The 25,872-nt window shown below is 70.5% G+C and carries 25 protein-coding genes; 10 read left to right on the plus strand and 15 right to left on the minus strand.

What is annotated here, in order from left to right:
- Positions 1–90 precede the first annotated feature (90 nt).
- Entirely contained in the window at positions 91–1,866 is a 1,776-nt protein-coding gene (gene thiC / locus IF20_RS18000; protein ID WP_052866196.1) for a phosphomethylpyrimidine synthase ThiC, read from the minus strand.
- A 221-nt stretch (positions 1,867–2,087) separates the two neighbouring features.
- Between thiC and IF20_RS18005 the strand changes: the two genes are divergently transcribed.
- Positions 2,088–3,479 carry a YibE/F family protein gene (locus IF20_RS18005; RefSeq protein WP_052866198.1) on the plus strand — a complete coding sequence of 464 codons (1,392 nt, stop codon included), beginning with the start codon at positions 2,088–2,090 and terminating at the stop codon, positions 3,477–3,479.
- A gap of 17 nt (positions 3,480–3,496) precedes the next feature.
- On the opposite strand, the gene IF20_RS18010 is transcribed toward IF20_RS18005, so the two are convergent.
- The 4 genes from IF20_RS18010 to IF20_RS18025 form a co-directional block, all read right to left on the minus strand.
- Complete coding sequence (locus IF20_RS18010; RefSeq protein ID WP_052866199.1) at positions 3,497–3,922, minus strand: SsgA family sporulation/cell division regulator; 426 nt, start codon at positions 3,920–3,922, stop codon at positions 3,497–3,499.
- Positions 3,923–4,027: 105 nt separating this feature from the next.
- The gene (locus IF20_RS18015) at positions 4,028–4,804 is read right to left on the minus strand and encodes an IclR family transcriptional regulator (protein ID WP_052866459.1); all 777 of its coding nucleotides are present in this window, start codon (positions 4,802–4,804) and stop codon (positions 4,028–4,030) included.
- 362 nt (positions 4,805–5,166) lie between these two features.
- The gene (locus IF20_RS18020) at positions 5,167–5,388 is read right to left on the minus strand and encodes a DUF5326 family protein (RefSeq protein ID WP_052866201.1); all 222 of its coding nucleotides are present in this window, start codon (positions 5,386–5,388) and stop codon (positions 5,167–5,169) included.
- A 188-nt stretch (positions 5,389–5,576) separates the two neighbouring features.
- The gene (locus tag IF20_RS18025) at positions 5,577–5,894 is read right to left on the minus strand and encodes a cupin domain-containing protein (protein WP_052866203.1); all 318 of its coding nucleotides are present in this window, start codon (positions 5,892–5,894) and stop codon (positions 5,577–5,579) included.
- Between the two features lie 48 nt (positions 5,895–5,942).
- On the opposite strand from IF20_RS18025, the gene IF20_RS18030 reads away from it, so the two are divergent.
- The 5 genes from IF20_RS18030 (at position 5,943) to IF20_RS18050 (ending at position 9,842) form a co-directional block, all read left to right on the plus strand.
- Positions 5,943–6,320 carry a phage holin family protein gene (locus IF20_RS18030; protein ID WP_052866204.1) on the plus strand — a complete coding sequence of 126 codons (378 nt, stop codon included), beginning with the start codon at positions 5,943–5,945 and terminating at the stop codon, positions 6,318–6,320.
- 120 nt (positions 6,321–6,440) lie between these two features.
- A complete protein-coding gene (locus tag IF20_RS18035; protein WP_052866460.1) occupies positions 6,441–6,929 on the plus strand; it encodes a low molecular weight protein-tyrosine-phosphatase in 489 nt (162 codons plus the stop codon).
- Positions 6,926–8,053, plus strand: coding sequence for a cystathionine gamma-lyase (locus IF20_RS18040; RefSeq protein WP_052866206.1), 1,128 nt, complete (start codon positions 6,926–6,928; stop codon positions 8,051–8,053). The genes IF20_RS18035 and IF20_RS18040 overlap by 4 nt, the downstream gene beginning before the upstream one ends.
- Positions 8,054–8,335: 282 nt before the next feature.
- The gene (locus IF20_RS18045) at positions 8,336–9,232 is read left to right on the plus strand and encodes a LysR family transcriptional regulator (RefSeq protein WP_052866207.1); all 897 of its coding nucleotides are present in this window, start codon (positions 8,336–8,338) and stop codon (positions 9,230–9,232) included.
- Between the two features lie 130 nt (positions 9,233–9,362).
- Entirely contained in the window at positions 9,363–9,842 is a 480-nt protein-coding gene (locus IF20_RS18050; protein ID WP_052866208.1) for an NUDIX domain-containing protein, read from the plus strand.
- Between the two features lie 127 nt (positions 9,843–9,969).
- On the opposite strand, the gene IF20_RS18055 is transcribed toward IF20_RS18050, so the two are convergent.
- The 3 genes from IF20_RS18055 to IF20_RS18065 form a co-directional block, all read right to left on the minus strand.
- Positions 9,970–10,719 (minus strand): pyridoxamine 5'-phosphate oxidase family protein, encoded by a 750-nt coding sequence (locus tag IF20_RS18055; protein WP_199896655.1) that lies wholly within the window; start codon positions 10,717–10,719, stop codon positions 9,970–9,972.
- 471 nt (positions 10,720–11,190) lie between these two features.
- Positions 11,191–12,624, minus strand: coding sequence for a globin domain-containing protein (locus IF20_RS18060; protein WP_110944281.1), 1,434 nt, complete (start codon positions 12,622–12,624; stop codon positions 11,191–11,193).
- Between the two features lie 389 nt (positions 12,625–13,013).
- Complete coding sequence (locus tag IF20_RS18065; protein ID WP_052866209.1) at positions 13,014–13,649, minus strand: HAD family hydrolase; 636 nt, start codon at positions 13,647–13,649, stop codon at positions 13,014–13,016.
- A 130-nt stretch (positions 13,650–13,779) separates the two neighbouring features.
- Here IF20_RS18065 and IF20_RS18070 point away from each other — a divergent pair, with 130 nt between their 5' ends.
- Positions 13,780–14,361 carry a hypothetical protein gene (locus IF20_RS18070; RefSeq protein ID WP_052866211.1) on the plus strand — a complete coding sequence of 194 codons (582 nt, stop codon included), beginning with the start codon at positions 13,780–13,782 and terminating at the stop codon, positions 14,359–14,361.
- Positions 14,362–14,450: 89 nt separating this feature from the next.
- Here the strand turns inward: IF20_RS18070 and IF20_RS18075 are convergent, their stop codons facing one another.
- Both IF20_RS18075 and IF20_RS18080 read right to left on the minus strand, forming a co-directional pair.
- Entirely contained in the window at positions 14,451–14,888 is a 438-nt protein-coding gene (locus IF20_RS18075) for a GlcG/HbpS family heme-binding protein (RefSeq protein WP_052866213.1), read from the minus strand.
- Positions 14,889–15,046: 158 nt separating this feature from the next.
- Entirely contained in the window at positions 15,047–16,426 is a 1,380-nt protein-coding gene (locus IF20_RS18080) for an MFS transporter (protein ID WP_110944282.1), read from the minus strand.
- A 132-nt stretch (positions 16,427–16,558) separates the two neighbouring features.
- On the opposite strand from IF20_RS18080, the gene IF20_RS18085 reads away from it, so the two are divergent.
- Both IF20_RS18085 and IF20_RS18090 read left to right on the plus strand, forming a co-directional pair.
- Positions 16,559–17,038, plus strand: a complete 480-nt coding sequence (locus tag IF20_RS18085; protein WP_052866215.1) for a MarR family winged helix-turn-helix transcriptional regulator — start codon at positions 16,559–16,561, stop codon at positions 17,036–17,038.
- 116 nt (positions 17,039–17,154) lie between these two features.
- Entirely contained in the window at positions 17,155–17,607 is a 453-nt protein-coding gene (locus tag IF20_RS18090; RefSeq protein WP_052866463.1) for a GNAT family N-acetyltransferase, read from the plus strand.
- A 44-nt stretch (positions 17,608–17,651) separates the two neighbouring features.
- On the opposite strand, the gene IF20_RS18095 is transcribed toward IF20_RS18090, so the two are convergent.
- The 4 genes from IF20_RS18095 to IF20_RS18110 all read right to left on the minus strand — a co-directional run bounded on the left by IF20_RS18095 (position 17,652) and on the right by IF20_RS18110 (position 22,500).
- A complete protein-coding gene (locus tag IF20_RS18095; protein WP_110944283.1) occupies positions 17,652–18,626 on the minus strand; it encodes a TetR/AcrR family transcriptional regulator in 975 nt (324 codons plus the stop codon).
- A 683-nt stretch (positions 18,627–19,309) separates the two neighbouring features.
- On the minus strand, positions 19,310–20,461 hold the full coding sequence (locus tag IF20_RS18100) for a pyridoxal-phosphate-dependent aminotransferase family protein (RefSeq protein WP_052866217.1): 1,152 nt from the start codon (positions 20,459–20,461) through the stop codon (positions 19,310–19,312).
- 172 nt (positions 20,462–20,633) lie between these two features.
- Entirely contained in the window at positions 20,634–22,067 is a 1,434-nt protein-coding gene (locus IF20_RS18105; RefSeq protein WP_052866218.1) for a serine hydrolase domain-containing protein, read from the minus strand.
- A 76-nt stretch (positions 22,068–22,143) separates the two neighbouring features.
- On the minus strand, positions 22,144–22,500 hold the full coding sequence (locus IF20_RS18110) for a cyclic-phosphate processing receiver domain-containing protein (protein ID WP_052866220.1): 357 nt from the start codon (positions 22,498–22,500) through the stop codon (positions 22,144–22,146).
- 316 nt (positions 22,501–22,816) lie between these two features.
- On the opposite strand from IF20_RS18110, the gene IF20_RS18115 reads away from it, so the two are divergent.
- Positions 22,817–23,830, plus strand: a complete 1,014-nt coding sequence (locus IF20_RS18115; RefSeq protein ID WP_052866221.1) for an NADPH:quinone reductase — start codon at positions 22,817–22,819, stop codon at positions 23,828–23,830.
- Between the two features lie 126 nt (positions 23,831–23,956).
- On the opposite strand, the gene dnaB is transcribed toward IF20_RS18115, so the two are convergent.
- Entirely contained in the window at positions 23,957–25,414 is a 1,458-nt protein-coding gene (dnaB, locus tag IF20_RS18120; protein WP_052866464.1) for a replicative DNA helicase, read from the minus strand.
- Between the last annotated feature and the right edge of the window lie 458 nt (positions 25,415–25,872).

Below are 25,872 nucleotides of genomic sequence, written 5' to 3' on the forward strand. Positions count from 1 at the left end.
GCACGAGTCCCGCAACCGGTACGCCGAGGGGCCCCGGCGGCGTGCCGGGGCCCCTCGGGCGTCCATGACCGCCCTGGGCGGTCGGGAACACTACTCCGCGATCGGCAGGTACACCCGGTTGCCCGCTGCCGCGAACTCCTTGGACTTCTGGGCCATGCCGGCCTCGGCGTCCACGGCCAGGTCGCCACCGTGTTCGCGGCGGATGTCCTGCGAGATCTTCATCGAGCAGAACTTCGGGCCGCACATGGAGCAGAAGTGTGCGGTCTTGGCCGGCTCGGCGGGCAGCGTCTCGTCGTGGAAGGCGCGTGCCGTGTCGGGGTCGAGGGCCAGATTGAACTGGTCCTCCCAGCGGAACTCGAAGCGGGCGTCCGACAGGGCGTCGTCCCACTCCTGGGCGCCGGGGTGCCCCTTGGCCAGGTCGGCCGCATGTGCCGCGATCTTGTACGTGATGACACCGGTCTTCACGTCGTCGCGGTCGGGCAGGCCCAGGTGTTCCTTGGGCGTGACGTAGCAGAGCATCGCCGTGCCCCACCAGGCGATCATCGCGGCGCCGATACCGGAGGTGATGTGGTCGTAGGCGGGCGCGATGTCGGTGGTCAGCGGGCCGAGCGTGTAGAACGGCGCCTCTTCGCAGATCTCCTGCTGGAGGTCGATGTTCTCCTTGATCTTGTGCATCGGGACGTGGCCCGGGCCCTCGATCATGGTTTGCACGCCGTGTGCCTTGGCGATGGTGTTCAGCTCGCCGAGCGTCCTCAGCTCCGCGAACTGCGCCTCGTCGTTGGCGTCCGCGATGGAGCCGGGGCGCAGCCCGTCACCGAGCGAGAACGTCACGTCGTAGGACGCGAGGATGTCGCAGAGCTCCTCGAAGTTCTCGTAGAGGAACGACTCCTTGTGGTGTGCCAGGCACCAGGCCGCCATGATCGAACCGCCGCGGGAGACGATGCCGGTCTTGCGGCGGGCGGTGAGCGGAACGTACCGCAGGAGCACGCCGGCATGGACCGTCATGTAGTCGACGCCCTGCTCGGCCTGCTCGATGACGGTGTCCTTGTAGATCTCCCAGGTCAGGTCCTCGGCCTTGCCGTCGACCTTCTCCAGCGCCTGGTAGAGGGGGACGGTGCCGATCGGGACGGGGGAGTTGCGCAGCACCCACTCGCGGGTGGTGTGGATGTTGCGGCCGGTGGAGAGGTCCATGACCGTGTCGGCGCCCCAGCGGGTCGCCCAGGTCATCTTCTCCACCTCCTCCTCGATGGAGGAGGTCACCGCGGAGTTGCCGATGTTGGCGTTGACCTTCACCAGGAAGTTCTTGCCGATGATCATCGGCTCGATCTCCGGGTGGTTGACGTTGGCCGGCAACACCGCGCGCCCCGCCGCGATCTCGTCCCGTACGAACTCGGGGGAGCAGTTCTCGCGGACCGCGACGTACTCCATCTCCGCGGTGATCTCGCCACGCTGGGCGTACGCGAGCTGGGTGACGGCGCCGCCCCGGCCGCGGCGCGGCTGCCTCGGGCGGCCCGGGAAGACCGCGTCGAGGTTCTTCAGGCCGCCGCGCGGTGAGGTGTGCTTGAGGCCGTCGTCCTCCGGACGCATCGGCCGGCCCGCGTACTCCTCCGTGTCACCGCGGGCGATGATCCAGTTCTCCCGCAGCGGCGCGAGGCCGCGGCGGACGTCGGTTTCGATGTTGGGGTCGGTGTACGGCCCTGACGTGTCGTAGAGCGTCACGTGCTCGCCATTGGTGAGGTGCACCCTTCGGACCGGCACCCGCAGATCGGGGCGCGAGCCGGAGATGTAGCCCTTGTGCCAGCCGATCTGCTGCGTCTCGGCAGCATCCTGGCCGTTTTCGGGCGTGCGTGCATCCTGCAGAGTCATTGAAGACCCACTCCCTACGCCGGCATTACCCGGTAACAGGTTCGGCGGTCGACGCAGCGGTTTCCGTCTGCCGAGGTTTCACGTGAAACCTCGCTGGGACGGAGATCAGCGCCCTCTCAGCCCGGTGCTCCGAGCTCCCGCGATTGCAAAGGTGCCACCACGGTAGCGGCCGATGCCGCGTGGTGAACAGGGGGCCCGGTGAGTTGTTGGATGATCGGGCGGTGACCCCCAACGAGCCCGAGCACCAGTCGCACAGCCATTCCCCTGCGTCCGGCACCCCGCACGGACACGGCCACGGCCATGGACACAGCCATGGCCCCGCGGCCCCTGTGTCCCGGCATCTGCGCAAGGTCATCGCCGCCGTGCTGATCCCGTTCGCCCTGGCGGTGGGCGTGGGGCTGATCGCCCTGTGGCCCGGTGGCGCACCCTCGCACAAGCCGTCGGGGGTGGGTTTCGACCAGGAGACGCAGACCGCACGTGTCGTCCACCTGACGAAGGTGGACTGCGCGGACGTCAATGCACAGCAGCAGCAACAAATGCAGCAACAGCAACCGACGGGCCCCGGTGGCGGCGCGCAGCAGGCGCAGAGCTGTGAGCAGGCGACCATCGAGGTCACCAGCGGCAAGGACACCGGGCACCGCTTCAAGACCGTGGTGACGCCGGACGCTTCGCGCCGCTACACCGAGGGCCAGGATGTCGTGGTGGCGTACGCGCCCAAGGCGCCGCGGAACTTGCAGTACTCCGTCACCGACGTGGACCGCTCGTTCCCGATGTGGATCCTGGCCGGAGCGTTCGCCCTGGCGGTGGTGGTCGTGGGCCGACTGCGCGGAGTCCTGGCGCTGGTTGCCCTGGCCGCGAGCTTCGCCGTGCTCACCCTGTTCATCCTGCCGGCCATCCTGCAAGGATCGAATCCCCTGCTGGTGGCGGTGGTCGGCGGCAGCGCGATCATGCTCATCGCGCTGTATCTGTGCCACGGGCTGACCGCTCGGACGTCGGTCGCGGTGCTCGGCACGCTCGCGTCGTTGCTGCTGATCGGCCTGCTGGGGTCGCTGTTCATCGGCTGGGGGCAGCTGACGGGCAACACCGACGACCAGACGGGGCTCGTGCACAGCCTCTTCCCGGGCATCGAGATCCGCGGCCTGCTGCTGGCGGGGATCATCATCGGGTCACTGGGCGTACTGGACGATGTGACGGTCACCCAGACGGCGGCCGTGTGGGAGCTACGGGACGCGGACCCGACGGCGAGCCGGCGGCGGATCTACGGCGCGGCGATGCGCATCGGCCGGGACCACATCGCGTCGGTGGTGAACACGCTGGTACTGGCATACGCGGGCGCGGCGCTTCCGCTCCTGCTGCTCTTCTCGATCGCGCGCAGCAGCGTCGGTACGGTCGCGACCAGCGAGGTGGTGGCCGAGGAGATCGTCCGCACGCTGGTGGGCAGCATCGGGCTCGTCGCGTCCGTTCCGTTGACGACGCTGCTGGCCGTGCTGGTGGTCTCGGCGGACCGCGCCGGTACGGGCGGGCGGCAGGCGGAGCCCGGCCGGGCTGCCGGCCCGGGGCTCGGGCAGCCGGGCAGCAGGCGCGGTGGGCGGGGGCGCCGCCGCAAGCGTTGACCGGACCGGACCGACGCTCAGCCCGCTTGTCGGGCGTTCGCGAGGATCCGGTCCAGCTCCGCGTCGAGCGTGCCGCAGACCTGCTCCTGGCCGAGCGGGACCAGCCGGTCCGTACGGTCCAGGAAGGCGACGATCGGTGCCGCGCCGACGCGGAAGAGCGCCTGCTCGGCGCCCACCTGGAGGCTGACGAACACGTCGCTGAGATGTGCGCCCGAGACCGGTGCCACGTGGATGTCGCCCTCGCCGGCGGGCCGGCTCAGGCCGTCCAGGAGGAGCTCCCGGCTGAACGCCCAGGTGACCGGGGCGTCGCCGGGGAGATCGAACGTGAAGCGCACGGCGTAGGGATCGGCACTGTCGAAATCCAGCTCCACCGGGATCCGGAAGGCGAGCTCCTCCGAGACGATGAAGCTCATCATCACTTCTGCCTGAACTGTCTGGCTCATCAACCACTGCCCCGCACTACTTGATCGAAGTGGCCGGTAATGATCCGCCGACCGCTATTGACGCCATCGTCGACCAGTTGCCGACAGATCACAAGGAGTAATTTTTCAGATACTGATAGAGAAGGCCAGCGTCATAAGGGTCGACTCTGCCATCCTCTGTACCTTTTCGGTTACGGACGGCAGTCGATCGGCCTCACCTGCAGGGAGGGAAAGCGCCACCGTCGCGGCCGCCGAACCGACGTGAATGGGAATTGCCGCACAGACGGTGCCCACGGCATATTCCTCCCGTTCAACAGCGAGTTGGGACTTACGCACCGTATCCAAACGGTGCAGCAGGTGATCTTCGCTGCGCACGGAATGAGGCGTGAGCGACTGGACTTGGTACCGCGCCAAGTGGTCTTTCCGCGCCTCCTCGTCGAGTTGGGCCAGCAGGCACTGGCCTATCGCGTGCGCGTGAGCCGTCGTACGGAAGTCCACCCACTCCGCCACCGGCGGCCGGTCGGGGTCGTCGCTCACCGCCAATACCTCCACCTCGCCCGCGCGGTAGACAGCGAAGTAGACCGCGGCACCGACTTCCCGGCCCATGTCCGAGAGGGCGTCGGTGATCTGCGCCTGTCGTCGGCGGCGGGCCCCGGCCCTGCCGATGAGCTCGGCGGCCTCGCCGAGGACGAACACCCCGTTCTCCCGCTGGAGATAGCCCTCGTGGGTCAGCGTGCGCAGCAGGTGGTACGTGGTCGGGAGGGGATAACCGGTCTCCCTGGCCAGCTGCTTGGCGGGGGCGCCACGCGGATGTGCGGCCACCGCCTCCAGCAGCCGGAGCGCCCGCTGCACGGAACCGATCAAGGTGGGGTGAGCCGTGGATGCGTCGTTCGCGATGACCAAGACCAACCCCCTGGACAGGTCGCCGGAGCCGGAGCCCCGGGCCCGGGCCCCGCGCCCGTGCCGCGTGCGCTCCCCCGGAGGCCCGTACGTGCCGCCCGGCCTCGACCGGACATTCCGTAACGCCGGCACCCGGAAGATGCCCCGCGTCCGCACTCTAACGCGAGCCCGCGGACGGTAGGTCGATTAGCTTGCGAATTACCCCGGGCGGCGCATTTCTTGACCGCTCCGGAAGTCTGCCCGGCACGAGCGCCCCGGACATGTGTTCGCAGGGACAAAGAAAAAGCGTCCCGTTCCCCGGAGAGGGAACGGGACGCCCGGCGTTTCGGCGCCGCCCGGCGCTCAGCGCCCGCCGCGTGCGGAACTCACCAGTCGCCGCGCGACGAGGTGGACGATCCGGTGAACCGGCGCACCAGGTAGACGACTCCGGCAATCAGCGCCACGGCCAGCAGGATCTTGAAGAGCAGCCAGATGAGGAAGCCCACCACGCTGCTGATCAACCCGCCGAAGACGACCACCAGGATGACGGGCACCACGACCCACTTCACCCACCACGGAAGTCCCGCGAATATCTCCTTCACTGCCATTGCTCTGCCCCGCTTTCTTTCGCCGCCCGGTCCGCCCGGCACCTGTCCGATCTCTCCCCTGCACCCTCGATGCTAGGGCGGCATTCGGACACATGGGGGCTCCGCGGCCCCGGCCGTCCCCTGAACCGCCCCCTACGGGATGTGGCGGGCGCGCCTCGGCTCGCAGGGGGAGGCGGGCCCGCGTGGCCTCACCCCTCCGGCGGCGAGAAGATCACCATGACCCGCAGGTCCTCGGTGATGTGGTGGAACTTGTGCGCCACCCCGGCCGGCACGTACACCACGCTGCCCCGCGCGACCTGCGTCGTCTCCACCCCCACCGTGATCGACGCACGCCCGCTCACCACCAGGTAGATCTCGTCCTGGCCGTGCGGAGCCTGCGGATCGCTGCTGCCGGCGTCCAGCGCGTACAAACCGGCCGACATATTGCGTTCCCGCAAGAACTGCAGGTAGGCACCGTCGTTCGCGGCCCGTTCCGCCTCCAGCTCCTCCAGCTTGAACGCCTTCATCACCCGCGTACCCCTCATTCGTTCCGTCTCGTCTGCGACGATCCCACCATGAAGAATTTTGTGGTCAAGACCATCGCCAACGCCGCGGCACTCGCAGTCGCCACCTGGCTGCTCAGCGACATCACGCTGACCGGGTCCAGCACGGGCAACAAGGTGTGGACGCTGATCCTGGTGGCGCTGATCTTCGGTGTGGTCAACGTGATCGTGAAGCCCGTGGTGAAGCTGCTCTCGTTCCCGCTCTTCATCCTCACGCTGGGCCTGATCACGCTCGTGGTCAACGCCTTGATGCTGCTGCTCACGTCCTGGCTCGCCGGGAAGTTCGACCTCGCCTTCCACGTCGACGGCTTCTGGACCGCGGTCCTGGGCGGCCTGATCGTCTCGATCGTCTCCTGGGCACTGCACATGATCCTGCCCGACGAGGACTGACCCGGGCCCGCGCCCACCACGCCGAGAACACCCCGCCGTACCTCCCTGGATCCTCTCGTGACCTCCTCCCCGCCCCTCCGCGTCTGTTTCGTCTGCACCGGCAACATATGCCGCTCCCCGATGGCCGAAGCGGTCTTCCGGGCCCGTATCGAAGAAGCGGGCCTGGCGGACCGGGTCGTGATCGACAGCGCCGGCACCGGCGGCTGGCACGAAGGCGAAGACGCCGATCCGCGCACCCTGGCCGTCCTGCGGGAGGCCGGGTACGAGCTGGCGCACAGCGCCCGGCAGTTCCGGCCGGAGTGGTTCGAGCGGCTGGACCTGATCATCGCGCTGGACTCCGGCCACCTCCACGACCTGCGCGACTCGGCCCCCACGGAGACGGACGCGGCCAAGGTCCGGCTGCTGCGCGCCTGCACCCTCCCCGACCCCGGGTCCTACGCCACGACTGCCCTGGATCCGGACGTTCCCGACCCGTACTACGGCGGCATGTCAGGCTTCGAGGGCTGCCTGGCCATGGTGGAGGCCGCGAGCGAGGATCTGCTCACGGTGGTCCGCGCGGCACTGGCCGGGCGGGACACGCACGACGAGCGGGCGGAGACGAGCGCATGACAGGCGACAGCACCCGGGCCGTACGGGCCGGCCTCCCCGAGGCCGAGGCGTACCGGCCGACCCTCCCCGGACCGGTCTTCGCGGCCCACTACCACCTGCCGGGCGACGCGACCGGGCCGTACACCTACGGCCGCGAGTCCAACCCGACCTGGACCCTCCTCGAAGAGGCCGTCACCGAGCTGGAGTCGCCCGGCGCGCCGGCCCACACCTCGGTCTTCGCCTCCGGCATGGCCGCGATCTCCGCCGTCCTCTTCTCCCAGGTCCGCACCGGTGACGTGGTCGTCCTGCCGAACGACTGCTACCAGCTCATGCCCGCCGTACGGGAGCGCCTGGAGAGCTACGGCGTGGTCGTGCGTACGGCACCCACCGCCGGCGACGCGCAGCTCGACGTCCTGGAAGGCGCCAAGCTGCTGTGGATCGAGACCCCCTCCAATCCCGGCCTGGACGTCTGCGATGTCCGCCGGCTCGCCGAGGCGGCGCACGCCCAGGGCACCCTTGTCGCCGTCGACAACACCCTCGCCACCCCGCTCGGCCAGCGGCCGCTGGACCTCGGCGCCGACTTCTCCGTGGCGAGCGGCACCAAGGCGCTGACCGGCCACGGCGATGTCCTGCTGGGATACGTCACCACGCGCGACCGGGCCCTCTCCGACGCCGTGCGGCAGTGGCGGAAGACCGTCGGCGCCATCCCCGGCCCGATGGAGGCCTGGCTCGCGCACCGGTCACTGGCCACGCTCGCGCTGCGCGTGGAACGGCAGGCGGCGGGCGCGCTGGCACTCGCCACGGCACTAGGCGAGCGCCCCGAGGTCACCGGGCTGCGTCATCCCGGCCTGCCGACCGACCCCTCGCACAAGGGTGCCGTGGCCCAGATGCGGCCCGGACGCTTCGGCTGCGTCGTCTCCTTCGTCCTGCCGGACAAGGCGCACGCGGAACGCTTTCTGGCCGAGCTGACCCTGGTCGACGACGCGACGAGCTTCGGCGGCGTACGGTCCACGGCGGAGCGTCGCAGGCGCTGGGGCGGCGACGACGTACCGGACGGCTTCATCCGCTTCTCCGTCGGCGTCGAGGACCCCGATGACCTGGTCTCCGACGTTCTCCGAGCGCTGGACCGGGCGTCCCTGAACTGATCGACCCCGGCGGTACAGGACTGGCCCCGGCAGCACAGGGGTACTCGGTCCGGGCCCGGCAGCAGGCCCGGGCAGCCTCGCCGGGCGGATCCGGCCGTACGCACAGCAGACGGTCCGAGCCTCCCCCCTCTTGGCTCGGACCGTCGTCGGTTCAATGCGCAACGAACCGCATAAGCAAGGCTAGTTGACTCAGCGTCAGTGTCCAATCACGCTAGCGACACAGCCCTATCGACAAATTTATAGTTGGCTCGCCAACAGGCTTCCCGGGCGAAGGGGGTATGGATGGATCTGGCGCTGTTGCGCACTTTCGTCACCGTGCACCGGGCCGGTTCCTTCACTCGCGCCGCCGCCCTCCTCGGCCTCTCCCAGCCGGCGGTGACCAGCCAGATACGGAGCCTGGAGCGTCAGCTCGGCCGCCCGCTCTTCCTGCGCAGGCCGCGCGGGGTCACCCCCACGACCGTCGGCGACGAACTCGCCCACAAGATCGCCCCGCACCTCGACGCGCTCACCGAGATCACCGAGGCCGGGCTCGACGAGGAATCCCTCACTCGCACGCTCCACCTGGCCGGGCCGCCGGAGTTCGCCGCCGAACGCGCCCTCCCGGCCCTGGCTCCCCTCATCGACCGCGGTCTGGCGGTGCGCACCTCCTTCGGCTCCGCCGAAGAGCTGCTCAACGGCCTGGCCGCCGGGCACCACGATCTCGCCGTGACCACCAACCGGCCGCGCGGAGGCCTGCTCACCGCGACGCCGCTGTGCGACGAGGAGCATGTGCTGGTCGCGGCACCCCGTTGGGCGGCCCGGCTCGGCGGCCCCGCCGTCGTCCAGGACCGCGGCCCCACAGCGCTTGACCCCGTCCCCGTGGTCGAGGTCCACGAGAGCCTGCCGCTGGTCACCCGCTACTGGTCCGCCGTCTTCGACGCCCGGCCGACCGCCCCCGCCGCCGTCATAGCCGCCGACCTGCGCGCGGTACTGGCCTGCACGGCGGCCGGCGCCGGGATCGCCGTCGTACCCCGCTACCTCGCCGCGCCGGCACTGGACCGCGGCGAGGTCGTCTCGCTGCTGGACCCGGCGGTGCCGCCCTTACGCACGTACTTCCTCGTCGTCCGCACCGGAACGCTCGCCCTGCCGCACATCGCCCGTGCGCACGAATGGCTGCTACGGGCCGCGGCGGCATGGTGAGTGGGGCGGAGGAGCGCGTTCCGACAGCGACCGGCGTGACTTCTGCGCTGATCCGGCGCGTACGGTCCGGAAGTCACGCGTCCCGCAAGTCGCGGGTTTCACCAGCCGTCGAAAGCGGCATCTGTCCCCTATGACCGTACGGCCAGTCGTCAAACGCACCGCCCGCGCGATCCTGCTCGACGGTGACGACCTCATCCTGATCAAGCGCACCAAGCCGGGACGGGCCCCGTACTGGATCACCCCGGGCGGGGGCGTGGAGCCCGAGGACGCCACCGTCATCGACGCCCTCCATCGGGAGGTGGACGAAGAGCTGGGCGCCAAGGTCAAGGATGTCGTCCCGGTCTTCGTCGACACGATCGAGCACGTCACGGACGGCGGCGTGGACGGCGTGAAGGTGCAGCACTTCTTCGTCTGCCGGCTCGATTCGATGGATCTCAGCCGACGGCACGGCCCCGAGGTGGAGGAACCGTGCGGCGAGTACGAGATCGTGCGGGTGCCTTTCACCCGCATCGGGATCGCCTCCGTCGAGGTCGTACCGCTTTCACTGCGTCACTATCTCGACGGCAATATCGAGGGCGTCCGGGCGCTGCACGCACCTGATCTGGGCTGACGTTCCGCATGTTTCACGTGAAACATGCGGAACCTGTGAAACCGAGGCGTTCTCCGCGATCGCCCGCTTTCACCGTTTCACGCGTTTCACGTGAAACATCGGGCCACCCCAACGGTGACCGTCCGCATCAGCCGAACCAGCCGCGGAAATCTTCCGAGTCGGCCGCCGCCCGCTGCTGCACGAGCGCGAGGACCCGCTCGGCTTCTTTCTGGAAGGACGAGGGGGACACCTCGCGGGCGGGCGCGGACTGAGGCGCAGGAGCCGTCGGGGGCTGCGGAACGGTCGGGTGCTCGCGCCGGCGGAACGGCTCCCGGACGGCCGCATCGGCCGCCGCACCGAAGAAGTCGCCGCCCTTGCGCTTGACGTCATCCGTTCCCCACGCGCGGTCGCCGCGCTCTTGCCGGTCCACCTTCTGCAGGTGGGGGATGTGCTTGGCGCAGTGGATGTACGCCTCCTCCACCTCGACCGCCACCCACAGCTGGGCACGCCGTCCGGGTACCGGATCGACCGGCAGGTCGGGGTGGCGCACCCGCATCTCCTCGTCCGGGACGACCCATGCTCGACCGTTGATGTGCAGGCCGATCCGGTCCCGCAGGAAGTCGACGAAAAGGATGCCCAGCCGCGGGTTCTCGGAAAGGTTGCCGAGGGAGGCCATGACGCCGTTGCCGCGGTACTCGGGGTAGATCAAGGTCCGCTCGTCCAGCACCCGGACGAAGCCGGGCGGGCCGGCCCGGAAGGTCGAGTCGCACTCGCCGTGCCGGTCGGAGGTGGCCAGGAAGAACATCTCCTGGCGGCCGACGAACTCCCGCATGCGGGCATTGAGGTGGTCCAGCACCTGTTCGCGGTAGAAGCGGTCGGCACGGTCGGTCGTCCCCATCTCCTGCTGCACGGTGCGCTCGCCGTCGCTGCCGGGTCGCTCGGCCGGCACGTCCTCCGCGGCCCAGCGGGGCGCCGGCCGTACCTCGCTCCGCTCGTATGCGTACCGGTCCGCGCCGGGCCGCTGTGCCGCGTACGGCTCCTGACCGGCCCACTCGTCATGGGCGTGCCGGCCTGCGACCCGGTCCTGGTGGCTGCCTGGGTGACCGTCCGGGTAGGCACTCCGCTGCCCGCCCGGATACCAGCCGACGGATTCCTCCCCCATGTACCGGCCGACGGGGTCCTCCAGGTACCGGCCGAGGAGCTCGTCCGGGTACCTCTCGACGGACCCGTCCGGGTAGCGGCCGACGTGGCCTCCCGGGTGCCCGTCCGGGTGCCCGTCCGGCTGCCGGGCCGGGTGGCCGGCAGCGGGCTCCCGGCCGCCGTACTCCTCCGAGTAACCCCAGCGGCTGCTGTCTTCGGTGCTCAAGAACTACTCCCCCGCCGCAACGAGCTCTTCCAGGGCGTCGTGCCGGATGCGGTCCGACGGGACGCCGACGCCGACCAACGCGTCCACACCACTGCGGATCAGACCGGGCGGCCCCGACACATACGCGTCGTACTCGCCATACGGGCCGTACTCCCGTACCGCGTCCGGCAGTTGTCCGCTAAAGCTGTTCAGCGCGCCGCTGGACGGCCCGCTGGAGATCACCGGCCGTACGGACAGCCACGGGTGGGCGTGCTCCAGCCGCAGCATGGTGTCGATGTCGTAGAGGTCGTGGTCGCTGCGCGCGCCGTAGAAGACCTCCATCGGACGCCGACGGCCGTGTTCGGCGACGTCCTCGACCAGCGCCTTGATGGGGGCTATGCCCGTGCCGCCGCCCAGGCACAGCAGCCCGTTGTCGGTGGAGTGGTCCACGGTCATCGAACCGGCCGGAGGGCCGAGCCGGATGACGTCGCCGGGCCGCGCCCGGTGCACCAGCGCGCCGGAGACCCAGCCCGCCGGCACCGCCTTGACGTGGAAGGAGAGCAGCCCGTCCGAGCGTGGCGCGGCCGCGAAGGAGTAGTGCCGCCACACCCGGGGCCACCAAGGGGTCTCCACGCTGGTGTACTGCCCGGCGAGGAACGGGTACGGCTGGTCGGGCCGCACGGTCACGATCGCTATGTCGGAGGTGCGCAGTTCGTGCGCGACCACCTCGGCATCCCACCAGGCGGGCGAGGTGGCCTCGTCCTCGGCGGCGGCATCGATCATGATCTGCGAGATTCTGGTGTACGCCCGGATCCAGGCACCCTCGGTCCGGTCGTCCCAGCTGAGCGTGGCGTACCGGGAGAGGGTGCCGAGCAGGCACTCGCCGACCGCCGGATAGTGCGCGGGCTGTGTGCCGTACTTCCGGTGGCCGCGGCCGAGGTGCGCCAGGAACTCGGTGAGCGACGCATCGTCGTCGACCCGCTGGGCGGCGGTCAGCAGCGCCTTGAAGAGCCGGTCGCGCTGCTCGTCCATCGAGACCGGGAAGAGCTGCCGCAGCTCGGGGTAGCGGACGAAGAGCAGCGCGTAGAAGTACGAGGTGACCTGCTCGGCCACCGGTTCTATCTCCGTCATCGTGCGCCGGATGAGCAGCGCGTCGGCGGACACCCCGGCCGCGGCGGGATGCGGCGTACGGAGCGACGCCTCCAGTGCGGACTCGGGCGCGGGCCCGGCCGCCGGCGGGACCGCGCGGCGGGGCGGCGGGGCGGCACCATGGGCTCCGTCCGCCCGGACGCCTGCGGGGCCGTCGTCAGGAGCCGCGGGGGGAGGCTCCGGGTCGCGCTCCTCCGGGGTTTCCGCCGGCCTCTCCGGTGACTTGGCGGGAGAGGGGGAGAACCAACTCCAGGCGCCACTGTCACCCTCGGCGCCGCTACCGGCCGACGCGGTGGTCGGAGCGTCCATGGTCTGCCTCGCCTCGAACGGTCGGGGAACGTCTTCGCATTCTTGATCGGCAACCGCTAGCCGGGCAACACCCATGAAAGCGGGGCAGCTCCGACTGATATGACATCCAACGCAGTTCCCGTCTCCGCACGCCTCCGCAGCATCTCAGCCCGCGTCCACGCACCCGGGCGGACAGCCCGAAGTCCGGGCGTCCGCAAAGCCGTTGCCGATAGGCTGGCGGGCTCCGGACGGCCGTCGGGCCTCCCACGACGCGCTCATCCGCTGAACCGGACTCGACCATACCGGCACCGGTCGAATCCACAAGCCCCGTTCCCGGGCACCGCACCGACCCCCCGGTGAAGTCCTGGTGAGCGTACGGTGAAGCGGCTGACGAACCGGCCTGACGCCCCCTACGCAGCGCTCCCGAGCGTCAGCGCGTAGGCCTCGCGAAGGTCCCGCCCGCCGTACGCGAAGGTCGCCAACTCGCTGACGTGGTGGTCCGCGTTCACCGCGACGGACGCCGGAACGGCCGCGAACAGCTCGGTGTCGGAACGGGAGTCCCCGTACGCCACGCAGTCGGCCCGGCCCAGCCCGAAGGACGCACAGAGCTCGTCGGCGATCCGCACCTTCGCCCCGGCGGACAGGATGCCGGCCGGGTCCACCCGCTCCCGGAAGGGCACCGCCGGCCAGCGCGAGCCGTACGCGGCGTCCGCGCCCCAGTCCAGCAGGCGTTCCACGAAGAACGACGGGGACAGGGAGATCACCGCGCAGTGTTCTCCGCGCTCGCGGATGTCGGCCCACACCTCCCGGATACCGGCCAGCCAGGGCGCCGCCTCGAACGCGGCCGCGACGTCGGCGTGCGTCAGCTCGGTCCACAGGTCGCAGGCCATCTGAGCGAAGCGCGGCGGCGTCAGGTCGCCGGCCGCGAACGCGCGCTCCAGCTCGCCGGTCTCCCGCTCCAGGCCGAGCTGCCGGGCGATCTCCACGGCGGCGGCCGATCGGTAGAGCAGCGTCCCGTCCAGGTCGAAGAGGTGCAGCTTGGCCATGGGGGCGAGGGTAGGTGGTCGCTCCGCGAGGCGTCAGCGCCGGGTCGGGCGCGGCGTACTCGCCGGCGCGTACGGGCGGATACTCCCGCCGTCAGACGCGCCACCGGCCGACCGGCGGGACGGTGGGGACATGCAGCAGCTCAGCCGGCCCGCACGGCGGGCCACACTCGTCGTCCACGTCATCGTCTCCGTCGGCTGGCTCGGGCTCACGCTCGGCCTCCTGGCCCTCGGCATCACGGCGGCGACCGCGCGTGCGGGCGCCGGTGCGTCCGATGGTGCGGGGACGTCCGGGGCTGCCCTGGACCTCGCCGGGGCCGCCTACCGCTCGATGAAGATCTTCGTCGACTGGCTGGTCGTCCCGCTCGCGCTGCTCACCCTCGTCACCGGTCTCGTCCTGTCGCTCGGCACACCGTGGGGACTGGCCCGGCACCGGTGGGTGGTCACCAAGTTCTGGCTGACCCTGGGCGCGGTCGCCGCGACCGTTTTCGCACTGCGTACGCAGGTCAACAGTGCGGCGGCCGCGGTCACGGCGGGTCGCCCGGTGCCGCCCGAGGTCGATCTCGTCGCGGCGCCGGCCGTCGCCCTCACGCTGTACGTCTTCCTGACCGCCGTCTCGGTGCTGAAGCCCTGGGGGCCGACAGCACGCGGCCGCCGCCTGCGCGGAGCGCGCGGGCGGCGGCCGGAGAAGACGGGCCGGGCGGCTGCGGGGTGATCACCGCAGGGGAGCGATCACCCCGGGCCGGCGGCCGCGCGGGCGTGCAGTGCTCACCTCAGACCCGAGACCTCGCGGTCGCGGGGCGATCACTCCAGGCCGGCGGCCTCACGGGCGGCGGTGGCGATCCGGTGGTCCTGCTCGGGCGCGCCGCCGCCGAAGCCGATCGCGCCGATCAGCCGACCGTCGCGGTGCAGCGGTACGCCGCCCGCGATGAACAGCAGCGGCCGGTCGAGCGCGGTCGGCAGCGAGTGGAAGAGGCCGTCGGGACGGACCAGGTCGACGAGGTCCGCGGTCGGCGCGTCCATCTGCAGCGCGGTGTACGCCTTGCGGGTGCTGGTCTCGCCGGAGATCAGGACGGCTTCGTCGTCCCGCCGGAAGGCGAGCAGCTGGCCGCCCGCGTCCAGGACGGTGACGCTGCCGCGCACGCCTTCGCCGTCGGCGGCCCGCCACGCCGCCTCGACGAGGGCGTCGGCGTCACCGGTGGTCAGCGGGCGAACCGCGGTGATGGTCTCGGGGGTGCTCATGGGGGGGTGCTCCTAGGGATGTGGTGCGTTGTGGGGTGGTGCCTTGGGGGCGTTGCGGGCTGGTGCCTTGGGGAGTGGCGTTTTGGGGAGTGGTGCCTTGGGGGCGTTGTGAAGTGGTGGGGAGATGAGAGCGCGGGCCGGTGGCCGTGCCGTTGCCGTCACATACGTGCGGCCTCCACCGGGCTGCCCTGTACGGGGGCGCCTGTCGAGCTGTCGTGCGCGGTGGCTCCGGTCAGGCCGTCCTGTACGCGGCCGTCCTGCACGAGGGACTGCTCCGACAGACGCCCGGCCGCCGCGCGCTTCGCCGACGCCGCGCCCGTGACGACCCGGCCGGTTCCGGCGTCGGCCATGTGGCCGTGCGCCCGACCGGCCGCCCGGCCCCGGCGCTCCAGCGCGGCCGACCAGAAGGCCAGGACCAGCGCGGACGCGGCGAGCAGTGCGCCGACCCAGTTCGGGGCCGTGACGCCGAAACCGGCCGAGATGACCATTCCGCCGAGCCAGGCGGCGATCGCGTTGCCGAGGTTGAAGGCGCCGATGTTGACGGCGGAGGCCAGCGTGGGAGCGTCAGCGGTCTGGTCCAGCACCCGCTTCTGCAGGGGCGGCACCGTGGCGAACCCGAAGGCGCCGATCAGCGGGATGGCGACGGCCGCCGCGACCTTGTCGTACGCGGTGAACGTGAAGGTGCCCAGCACGACGGCCAGCGCCGTCAGCGCCACGTACAGCATCGGCATCAGCGCGCGGTCGGCGAACTTGCCACCGATCAGGTTCCCGATCACCATGCCGATGCCGAAGAGGACGAGCAGCCAGGTCACGGAGGAGTCGGCGTAACCGGCGGCCTCGGTCATCATCGGCGCGATGTAGGTGATCGCGGCGAACACGCCACCGAATCCCAGCACGGTCATGGCCATGGCCAGCAGAACCTGCGGGTTGCGGAAAGCGGCCAGCTCACGCCGGAGGTCCGTACCGGAGCCCCCGTCGCGGGCGGGTTCGCGGCGGTCGGCCGGCACCAGTGCGGCGATGCCCAGCAGACCGAGGACGCCGAGCGCGGCGACGACGAAGAAGGTCGCCCGCCAGCCGACGCTCTGCCCGATGAAGGTGCCGGCCGGCACGCCGACGACGTTGGCGACGGTCAGGCCGGTGAACATCATCGCGATCGCGCCGGCCTTCTTGTGCGGGGCGACCAAGCCCGCGGCCACGATCGAGCCGATACCGAAGAACGCACCGTGCGCGAGCGAGGCGATCACCCGGCCGGCGAGCATCACGCCAAAGACGGGCGCGACGGCCGAGACGAGGTTGCCGGCGACGAACAGCCCCATGAGCAGCATCAGCATCCGCTTGCGCGAGACGCGGGATCCGAGGATCGCCAGGAGCGGGGCGCCGACCACGACACCGAGTGCATAGCCGGTGGTCAGCAGGCCGGCGGTGGGGATGGAGACGTCGAAGTCCGCGGCGACCTCCGGCAGCAATCCCATGATCACGAACTCGGTGGTGCCGATTCCGAAGGCGCCGATTGCCAGCGCCAGCAGTGCGAGAGGCATGACTGGGCCCTTCAAAACGTTGCAGGGGGAGGTTGGATGCATTCACAATAATTGCAAACGCGGGTTACTTGCAAGCGCTGGCTATTTCGCGGGTGGCCTACCCTGAGGAGTACGACCCAAAGGAGGGTTCTCATGACGCAGTGCCAGCAGACGGTCCGCGCGCCCGGCCTCGCCCAGGGGTGGTGCGCGCTCTCCGCCCTGCACGGCCGGATCGAGTCGCACATCGAGCGCGCCCTGCAGGCCGGACACGACCTGAGCGTGCGCGAGTACTCCGTGCTGAACGTGCTGAGCGAACAGCACGACGGGGTGGGCGGCCACCTGCGCATGCACCAGGTCGCCGACGCCGTCGTGCTCAGCCAGAGCGCGACGACACGCCTGGTCACCCGGCTCGAGGAGCGCGGACTGCTGTCGCGCTACCTGTGCCCCGACGACCGTCGCGGCATCTACACCAACGTCACGGAGCAGGGCCACCGGCTGCTGGACGAGGCCCGCCCGACGCACGACGCCGCGCTGGCCGAGGCGCTGCGCGAGGCCGCCCGCCGGCCGGAGCTGGCACCGCTGGTGGCCGCGGTCGAGGGCATGGCCACGGGGGCCGTACCGGCCGAGGCCTGATCCACAGGGGCGCGTACCGCTCGACCGGCGACGGTCCGAGGTCGCCTGATCAGAGTGGTGCGCGCTACGTGCTCGACCCCTGGGACACGGGCCGCACACGGCATATCGTCGCGCGCATGAGCGATTTCAAGATCCGCCGGGCGACCGAGGCGGACATCCCCGCCATCGTGGCGCTCCTTGCCGACGACCCGCTGGGCGCCACCCGTGAGTCGCCCGACGACCTGACTCCGTACCGTACGGCGTACAAGCGGCTGGCCGACGACCCGAACCAGCACCTGGTGGTCGCTGAACACGACGGCCGCGTCGTGGGAACCCTGCAGCTCACCCTCATTCCCGGGCTCTCCCGGCGCGGCGCGACCCGCTCGATCGTCGAAGGGGTGCGCATCCACTCCGAGGAGCGGGGGAGCGGCCTGGGCACCCGCCTCATGGACTGGGCGGTGGAGGAATCCCGCGCGCTCGGCGTCCAGTTGATCCAGCTGACCTCCGACGCGACGCGCATCGACGCTCACCGGTTCTACGAGCGAATCGGCTTCGAGGCCTCCCACCTGGGCTTCAAACGCCAACTGTGACTTGAGTGACTGATGTGCCGCGGTGGCGCATCCGACCTGCGGGCTTACTGGGCCTGTGTGACTTCGGCCGGTACGGCGACTGAGGTGGACTGTGCAGGTCCGACGCCGCCCTCCTCTGTGCCGTCGTCACTCGAATGGACCCTGGATCGGGCCCGGTGCGCCTTCTGCCGGCAGGCCCCACCGCAGTAGCGGGCGGGTCGGCCGGTGTGCGCCGTTTGCACTGGTACGCCGCATTCTTCGCACAGAGTTTCGTCACAGCCAGCCGCTTCGAACGGTAGTTTCGTTACGTCTCGCCCGGCGCGCAGCGCGTCGCACATCAGCGCCGTCATACGGCCCAGCCCACCGGCCGCCGGTTCCGCAGTCGAACTCTTCGGGGTTGCCGAGGTATTCAGGATTGTCGAGGCATCCGGCGCATCCGAGGTACCCGAGATATCCGAGGTACCTGGGACATTCTGGAGAGACTCCGCCCTGGCGCCGGCTTCCCGCATTGCTCCGCGATTCTCACCCGACCGGCGTACTTCCATGGCCATGCAGCCGGTCAACAGCACCCGGACATCCGCCAGGACCACGTCCTTGCGCACCGCACCGTCCCGCTGCGCCCTGTGCAGCAGCACTTCCAACGCCGACCAGAATTCCTGCTCCGGGCCCGGCTCCACCGGACGCGCCCGGACCACGTCGGCGCCGCCCAACGCGGCGCACATCGCCTTGTTCTGCGCGGCCAGCCGTACCACCGAGGAAATGAACCGGAAGAAGACCTCGCCGGGGTCGGGCACCTCGGCCAAGTCCCGTGCGGTGTCGGTGAACAGCTGCAACCGGTCCGCGACCGTCGCCTTGAACAGCTCGTCCTTCGACGGGAAATGACGGTAAACGGTGCCGGCCCCCACCCCCGCGCGCCGAGCGATCTCGCCAAGCGGAACACTCAACCCGTATTCCTCGAAGGCAGTTCGGGCCGCTTGCAACACGAGCGCCCTATTGCGTCGCGCGTCGGCACGCAACGCCGAGGCCTCTTTCTCCGGCATTCCCCGGCCTCCTCGAAAACGGCTGCACCACTGTCTCGGAAACCGTGTCGACAACCGGGCCGGACGTTCCGATTCTAAGTGCCGCCAAGCGCGTGACCAGCGACCCGACGTCGGCGTGCCGTGGGAAGAGAGCCGGAAACGCGCCAGAGGCGGCCGGCGAGAACCATCTGCCCAGCCGTCACTGAACCGGGTTGGTGGTCCCGTTTATCGGGCAGCGATTGAGCTGCCCTCGACGGCGCGGGCGAGCCGGTTCACGAACATGAGCGGGCGACTGTGCTCAGATACCCGTGGAGGCACCCCGAGCGGTCGCTTTCCCCTCTCCTTCAGCCGCCCCCGGAGCCCCATCACTCGCTGCTCTACCCCGCCAAGAGATCGTTAAATTAGGAGAGTTGAGGGCTCGTCGTTCCGCTTCTCGGTGAACGGTTGGCGAACGATGCCGTCGCCCCCTGGGACCGGTCCTTTTCCCCTCTCCCCCGTCGATACGCCGACACGGCTACTTCACCCGCACATGACTGTGGGGCCGTGTTTCACGTGAAACACGGCCCCACTCAGCTCTTATCGCGGCCCATGGGCCCAAAGGACACTCGAATGGCCTAGCCGCGCCGAAACGCCGGCCTCAACGCCGGCCGGAACGCCCGGCCTACTGGATCTGCCCCCTCGGGTGCCCGTCCGCCGCGGAGGGGTCAGCCCCCGACCACCGCGTTCCACGCGGATTCGGCCGCCTTCGTGGCGGCAGCGGTGTCCGGCTCGGCGCCCAGCGTGCGCAGCCCCGCGGCCAGTGCGGACAGCGCAGCGAGCACCACCCCACGGTCCGCGGCACGGCCGTAGTGGTTCAGACGGATCATCTCCGTCGCCAGCGCACCGGCCGCGGCCTGCAGCGGCACCCCGCCATCGGCGGCCAGCGCGGCGGCCACGACCTCGCGTGCGTCCAGTGCCTCCGGAGCCCGCAGCGTCGTCGCCGCCGGCGCGGCATCCTCGTCGCGGAGCACGTACGGCGTCAGGCTGCCCAGCGCACGAACGCCCGCACGTGTTGCTGCCGCCGCCGCACGGTGGCGGGTGATGACGGCGTCGAGGCCCTCGGCTGCCACCCGGTCCACGGCCTGCTCCAGGGCCAGCATCTCCAGCTGCGCCGGAGCGTGCGGCAGGGCAGTACGGCCACCGTCGATCCAGCGGTCCTTCCAGTCCAGCAGCGAGAGGTAGGAGCGGCGCGGGGCCTGCTCATTGGCGGCGATCCGCTCCCAGGCGCGGGCGCTCACCGAGGCGACCGAGACCCCGGCCGGGCCCGCCAGCGCCTTCTGTCCACCGATCACGCACAGGTCCACGCCCCACTCGTCGGTACGCAGCGGCTCGGCGCCCACCGACGCGACCGCGTCCAGCATCAGCAGCGCACCGTGCTCCCGCACCACGGCGCCGATCTCGGCCACGGGGTTGGTGTTCCCGGTCGCGGCCTCGGCGTGCACCAGGCTCACGAAGTCGATGGCCGGGTTCTCCCGCAGCGCGTTGGCCACCTGCTGCGGCGAGACGGCCCCGGTGAACGGTGCGCTGATCGTCACGACCTCGGCACCGCAGGACCGCAGCCAGCCGCCGAAGGTCTCGCCGTACGGCCCGGTGATGATGTTCAGCGCGGTGCTGCCGGGCCGGACGGCCGAGCGGATACACGCCTCCAGCGGCAGCAGCGCCTCGCCCTGCATCGTCACGACGTCCGCTTCGGTCCCCATCAGCGCGGCGACCTTGTCCTCGACGCGCGCGAAGTGGGCCGCGGTGAGCGGGGGCAGGTCGAGCAGCGCCGGGGTGTCGGAGTTCGCGGTCGTGGTCGCATCGTTCACGGCAGTCACAGTGGCCTTCCAGCGGTAGCGGGTCCCGCACGACGGCGGCTCCCGGGCACTCCTGATATCTGGCTCGACTGTACGTCCGCCCCGCCGGTCGACCTTCGGCACCCGCTGCCCACGGGCACCGCCGCTACCGGGCCCCGTTGCCGCCGCGTCCGACGCCGCGTCCGGTGTTCGCTCAGCCCTCCGTGCGCCAGCCGCCTTCGTCGACGCCGCCCGGTACCGGCGCCGACGGCCCGTAGGGCGCGCGGGTGAACACGAACGTCCCCAGGTCCAGGTGGCTGACCGAGCCGTCCCCCGCCCGTACGGCGCGCAGCGTCTCCCCCGCGTAGTAGCCGTCCAGGCCCGTCCAGCTGCCGTCCGTCGCCGGCCGGAACCGCGAACTGCGGCCCCCGCCGGATGCCGGGCCCAGCTCCAGCTCCCGGTCCGCCCGCAACCGCAGGAGGTACGGACTGGCGCCCCAGTACCAGGGGCCGGTCAGCGCCAGCAGCTCCTCGTCCAGCGGGCCGGCCAGGGGCCGCCACGGCGCGGGGACCCGCGGCTCCCGCTCGGCCACGATCCGCACGAGATCGGCGGCGATTCCGCTGATCGCCGGGCCCGAGGTGCAGTTGGCCAGTGCGAGGCCCGCGATGCCCTCGTCCGTACGGGGATCCGCGCCGACCCACAGGGACGCCAGGAAGCCCGGCATGGAGCCGGTGTGGCCGGCCAGCACCCGGCCGTCGTCCGTCCGCAGCAGCTGCATGCCCAGGCCGTAACCCGTGCTCCAGTCGCCCTCCGCCGGCACCGCGGGCGTGCGCATCTCGGCGACGCTCGAGGCGCCCAGTACCCGTTCCTCGCCGCGGGACAGGAACGCAGCCCACCGGCACAGGTCGGTCGCCGTGGACCACAGCTGGCCCGCCGGGGCCATCAGACCGGTGTCCTCGGCCGGTTCCGGCAGCAGCACGTCCGCCCACGGGTGCACCGCCCAGCCCGCCGCGTGCGGCGCCACCGGGTCGAGCGTCGTACGCGTCATCCCCAACGGCTCCAGCACCTCGCGCCGGAGCACCTCGCCCCAGTGCGCGCCGTCGCGCAGCCGCTCGACGAGCGCGCCCAGCAACGCATATCCAGGGTTGGAATAGTGGTGCCGCCGGCCCGCAGGGTGACGGCGTGGCCGTTCACCGAAGAGGTCGGCAGGACCCGGCCGCAGCCTGCCCGGCGTGCGCTCCCACCACGGCCCACGCGCCTCGGCCGCCAGTCCTGCACTGTGCGCGAGCAGCTGCGCGATCGTCGCATCCGGCACCGGTGTGTCCTTCAGATGCTTGCCGACCGGGTCCGCCAGGTCGAGCAGCCCCTCGTCGCGCAGTCGCATGACGAGCACCGCCACGAACGTCTTGGTGAGGGAACCGATGCGGTACTGCACATCACCGTGCGGTACCGCGCCGTCGACGGCTCCCCGCAGCCCCAGCCACACCGGCCGCCCGTCCCGCACGACCGCGCCCACCATCGACGGCGCCCGCCCCTCCGACTGCCCCACGGCCAGCCGACGCCACAACTCCCGCCGAGTCCCCGCCAGCAACTGCGCGTCCTCGCGCTCCTCGTCCGAGGACACCACCACGCCGCCCCACTCCGTCATGCCCTCATGCTGGCAGAACCCAGCGGAACTGCCGTCCCTCGCCGACACATTCGGCGAGGGACGGTGCATGAGGGGCTCAACCTCGCGTCGGACTCCGCTGGGCCACCGCGCGTCGGACCCGGTAGTTCCAGCGGGTGAGCGAACGGACGACCGTCTCGGCGCCGATGGGGTTGGCGCTGTGAACGAAGACCGTCCCGATACGGAAGGGCCGTCCGTCGAAGGCGGCCTCTTCCAAGAGCGTCACCACGGGCATGATGCTGTCGTCACCACCGAGATCGTGGTCGAGCCAGAGCTCGTCGACGAAGGTCTCGCGGTGCTCTTGCAGGAGCTGGACACCGTCGCGGCTGGTGCGGGCGACCCGCGTGGCTCCGGGGAGCGGACGGAGGTCGTCGATCCCAAGGATGACGGGCGCCGGAGCGAGATCTTCTTCCATCGGACCATCATCACAACGGAGCGGGCCGACGCCTGCCCTGACCACCAACGGCTACGGGTCGCTACTGTGAGTTTTCAGCCTCCTTGTCGCATATCGACCCTGTGACCTGGAGTTCCTCTGCCTTTCTCAGGCCGTGTCGCTGGGCTGCCGCCTCAGGCACGTGCCATTTCCTCAGGCTGGATTCCAGAGATCGTTGTTCGCGGGCCCTCCCGGAATGCCGTCTCTGCTGGGAGACGTTCCCAAGAGTGCCCCGTGCAGGGCGGTGTCCTCCCCGGGTGCCGACCGTTCCCAGGGGCCAGCGAAAGACAGGTGAGAGATGAAGTCCGTCATCCGGACGGCTGCCGGCGGCCCCGAGGTCCTGAAGCTCGTTGAGCGTCCGGTTCCCGAGCCGGGGCCGGGCGAGGTACGGGGGCGTATGCACGTCTCGGGTGTCAACCCGACCGACTGGCGCAGCCGCAGACGCCCGCTGCCGTCGGAGATGAGCGAGCAGGTGCCCCACCAGGACGGTGCCGGCGTGATCGACGCCGTCGGTCCGCAGGTCGACCCGGCGCGGGCCGGACAGCGGGTATGGATCTGGGAGGCCGCGTGGGAGCGGCCCTGGGGAACAGCACAGCAGTACACGCTCGTCCCCGACCAACAAGCCGTCGCCCTGCCCGACCACGCCCCGTTCGAACTCGGCGCCGCCCTGGGTATCCCGGCCCTGACCGCCCACCGCGCGCTGACCGTTCACGACGGCGGGCCGGGGCGCATCGCGCCAGGCACCCTGGGGGGCACCACCGTTCTGGTGGCCGGCGGCGCCGGCGTGGTCGGAAACGCCGCCATCCAGCTCGCCCGCTGGGCCGGGGCTCGTGTGATCACCACAGTCAGCAGCCCCGCCAAGGCCGCGCTGGCGCACGCGGCCGGTGCACACCGGGTGGTCGACTACCGCACGCAGGACGCGGCAGCGGAGATCCTGGCCTTCGCCCCCGAGGGCGTCGACATCTTCGTGGAGGTCGCGCCGGGAGCCAACGCGGCCCTCGATGTCGCGGTGGCCGCACGGGGAGCGGTGGTGGCCTACTACTCGGGCGGCGAGGGCGAGCAGCTCTCCGTCCCGGTGCTCTCCTCCCTGCCGGCGAACCTGCGCTGGCAGAGCGTCTTCATCTACACCGTGCGGCCCGCGGCCAAGCAGCAGGCGGTTTGCGATGTCGCGGCGGCCGTGAGCGCGGGCGCGCTGCGCGTGGGCGAGGAGGCCGGATTGCCGTTGCACCGCTTCCCGCTGGAGCGCACCGCTGACGCTCATGCGGCGCTCGAACAGGGGGTCGTCGGGAAGGTCCTGCTCGATATCCCCTGACCTGTCGTCGGCCACTGGCCGACGACACGCGCCGGCACGTCTCGGCTCCGTGTCGTATCCGACCCTGATCCGTCATCGGATCTGAGAATCCGACACGGATTTCGAGAACCTACAAACCGCTACGGGTCACGTCTGGGCCATGTCCACGAAGCGGGAGTAGTGGCCCTGGAAGGCGACGGTGATGGTGGCGGTGGGGCCGTTACGGTGCTTGCCGACGATGATGTCCGCCTCACCGGCTCTGGGGGACTCCTTCTCGTAGGCGTCCTCGCGGTGCAGCAGGATGACCATGTCGGCGTCCTGCTCGATCGATCCGGACTCTCGAAGGTCGGAGACCTGCGGCTTCTTGTCAGTCCGCTGCTCGGGGCCACGGTTCAGCTGCGAGAGCGCGATGACCGGCAGCTCCAGCTCCTTGGCCAGCAGCTTGAGGTTACGGGACATGTCCGAGACCTCCTGCTGGCGGCTCTCGACGCGCTTGGAGCCACCGGACTGCATCAGCTGCAGGTAGTCGATGACCACGAGCTTGAGGTCCTGTCTCTGCTTCAGGCGCCGGCACTTCGCCCGAATCTCCATCATCGAGAGGTTCGGCGAGTCGTCGATGAAGAGCGGTGCGGCCGAGACGTCGGGCATGCGCCGGGCCAGCCGGGTCCAGTCCTCGTCCGTCATCGCGCCGGAGCGCATGTGGTGCAGCGCCACGCGCGCCTCGGCGGACAGCAGACGCATGGCGATCTCGTTGCGGCCCATTTCGAGCGAGAAGATGACGCTCGGCATGTTGTGCTTGATCGAACATGCTCGGGCGAAGTCCAGCGCGAGCGTGGACTTACCCATCGCCGGGCGCGCCGCGACGACGATCATCTGGCCGGGGTGCAGGCCGTTCGTCAGGGAATCCAGGTCGGAGAAGCCCGTGGGGACGCCGGTCATCTGGCCCTGGCGGGAGCCGATCGCCTCGATCTCGTCGAGCGCGCCCTCCATGATGTCGCCGAGCGGGAGGTAGTCCTCGCTGGTGCGCTGCTCGGTGACGGCGTAGATCTCGGCCTGGGCGCTGTTGACGATCTCGTCGACGTCGCCGTCGGCGGCGTATCCCATCTGCGTGATCTTCGTACCGGCCTCGACCAGCCGTCTCAGCACCGCCCGCTCGTGGACGATCTCGGCGTAGTACTCGGCGTTGGCCGCGGTCGGCACGGACTGCACGAGGGTGTGCAGGTACGACGCGCCGCCCACGCGGCCGATCTCGCCGCGCTTGGTGAGCTCGGCGGCGACGGTGATCGGGTCGGCCGGCTCGCCCTTGGCGTACAGGTCGAGGATCGCCTGGTACACCAGCTCGTGCGCGGGGCGGTAGAAGTCGTGGCCCTTGAGGACCTCCACCACGTCGGCGATGGCGTCCTTGGAGAGCAGCATGCCGCCCAGTACGGACTGCTCGGCGTCCAGGTCCTGCGGCGGGACCCGCTCGAAGCCGCCGCCGGACCACGCACCGCCGCTGTCCTCACGGTCGAAGCGGTCCTCGCGACCGCGTCCCTTGCCGTCGTGCCGGCGGGGGCGGGCGGGCAGCCGGTCGCCGGGGCCGGAGTCGGCCCAGGGGTCCTCCATGGCCTCGGGCATGCTCACCACGCCACCTCCTCCCGTCCGCGATGCGGACGTTGCTGTGCCCTTCTTTCTTACGGCACTGCTCCGACAAACGAGTCACCCGACTCCGCTTACGGCGCGACGAGTTCGGATGAATCCAGGTACCGGCACGGGGAAGGGGCGCCGCACAACGGTAGGCCTGTGGGCACCGTCCGCCAATCTGGTTATCCACAGGCCATGTGGATGATCGCCCCCAAGCTGTGGAGAACTCCCCGGATCCTGTGCACGGGGCGGGGGAAACCGATGTGGACAAACACACAATCACTCCTCCCCTGTAGCTCTGACCTGCACTTTCCTCATCCATAGGCTGTGGGGGAGAAAAACTTCGGCAACCTGTTCAAGATCGCGGCAATCGACGCGGAGACGACCACTCCACACTGTGGAAAGTAAGGACCACAACCTAGTTGTGTCTCTTACCTGTG

The organism is Streptomyces niger, assembly GCF_000718305.1.
Lineage (GTDB): Bacteria > Actinomycetota > Actinomycetes > Streptomycetales > Streptomycetaceae > Streptomyces > Streptomyces niger.

What these genes read in the sequence shown, in the direction of transcription:
- thiC (WP_052866196.1), bottom strand. Translation starts at nt 1,866, where the DNA reads ATGACTCTGCAGGATGCACGCACGCCCGAAAACGGCCAGGATGCTGCC.
- IF20_RS18010 (WP_052866199.1), bottom strand. Translation starts at nt 3,922, where the DNA reads ATGAGCCAGACAGTTCAGGCAGAAGTGATGATGAGCTTCATCGTCTCG.
- IF20_RS18020 (WP_052866201.1), bottom strand. Translation starts at nt 5,388, where the DNA reads ATGGCAGTGAAGGAGATATTCGCGGGACTTCCGTGGTGGGTGAAGTGG.
- IF20_RS18025 (WP_052866203.1), bottom strand. Translation starts at nt 5,894, where the DNA reads ATGAAGGCGTTCAAGCTGGAGGAGCTGGAGGCGGAACGGGCCGCGAAC.
- IF20_RS18030 (WP_052866204.1), top strand. Translation starts at nt 5,943, where the DNA reads ATGAAGAATTTTGTGGTCAAGACCATCGCCAACGCCGCGGCACTCGCA.
- IF20_RS18035 (WP_052866460.1), top strand. Translation starts at nt 6,441, where the DNA reads ATGGCCGAAGCGGTCTTCCGGGCCCGTATCGAAGAAGCGGGCCTGGCG.
- IF20_RS18040 (WP_052866206.1), top strand. Translation starts at nt 6,926, where the DNA reads ATGACAGGCGACAGCACCCGGGCCGTACGGGCCGGCCTCCCCGAGGCC.
- IF20_RS18045 (WP_052866207.1), top strand. Translation starts at nt 8,336, where the DNA reads ATGGATCTGGCGCTGTTGCGCACTTTCGTCACCGTGCACCGGGCCGGT.
- IF20_RS18050 (WP_052866208.1), top strand. Translation starts at nt 9,363, where the DNA reads ATGACCGTACGGCCAGTCGTCAAACGCACCGCCCGCGCGATCCTGCTC.
- IF20_RS18055 (WP_199896655.1), bottom strand. Translation starts at nt 10,719, where the DNA reads ATGGGGACGACCGACCGTGCCGACCGCTTCTACCGCGAACAGGTGCTG.
- IF20_RS18060 (WP_110944281.1), bottom strand. Translation starts at nt 12,624, where the DNA reads ATGGACGCTCCGACCACCGCGTCGGCCGGTAGCGGCGCCGAGGGTGAC.
- IF20_RS18065 (WP_052866209.1), bottom strand. Translation starts at nt 13,649, where the DNA reads ATGGCCAAGCTGCACCTCTTCGACCTGGACGGGACGCTGCTCTACCGA.
- IF20_RS18070 (WP_052866211.1), top strand. Translation starts at nt 13,780, where the DNA reads ATGCAGCAGCTCAGCCGGCCCGCACGGCGGGCCACACTCGTCGTCCAC.
- IF20_RS18075 (WP_052866213.1), bottom strand. Translation starts at nt 14,888, where the DNA reads ATGAGCACCCCCGAGACCATCACCGCGGTTCGCCCGCTGACCACCGGT.
- IF20_RS18080 (WP_110944282.1), bottom strand. Translation starts at nt 16,426, where the DNA reads ATGCCTCTCGCACTGCTGGCGCTGGCAATCGGCGCCTTCGGAATCGGC.
- IF20_RS18085 (WP_052866215.1), top strand. Translation starts at nt 16,559, where the DNA reads ATGACGCAGTGCCAGCAGACGGTCCGCGCGCCCGGCCTCGCCCAGGGG.
- IF20_RS18090 (WP_052866463.1), top strand. Translation starts at nt 17,155, where the DNA reads ATGAGCGATTTCAAGATCCGCCGGGCGACCGAGGCGGACATCCCCGCC.
- IF20_RS18095 (WP_110944283.1), bottom strand. Translation starts at nt 18,626, where the DNA reads ATGCCGGAGAAAGAGGCCTCGGCGTTGCGTGCCGACGCGCGACGCAAT.
- IF20_RS18105 (WP_052866218.1), bottom strand. Translation starts at nt 22,067, where the DNA reads ATGACGGAGTGGGGCGGCGTGGTGGTGTCCTCGGACGAGGAGCGCGAG.
- IF20_RS18110 (WP_052866220.1), bottom strand. Translation starts at nt 22,500, where the DNA reads ATGGAAGAAGATCTCGCTCCGGCGCCCGTCATCCTTGGGATCGACGAC.
- IF20_RS18115 (WP_052866221.1), top strand. Translation starts at nt 22,817, where the DNA reads ATGAAGTCCGTCATCCGGACGGCTGCCGGCGGCCCCGAGGTCCTGAAG.
- dnaB (WP_052866464.1), bottom strand. Translation starts at nt 25,414, where the DNA reads ATGGAGGACCCCTGGGCCGACTCCGGCCCCGGCGACCGGCTGCCCGCC.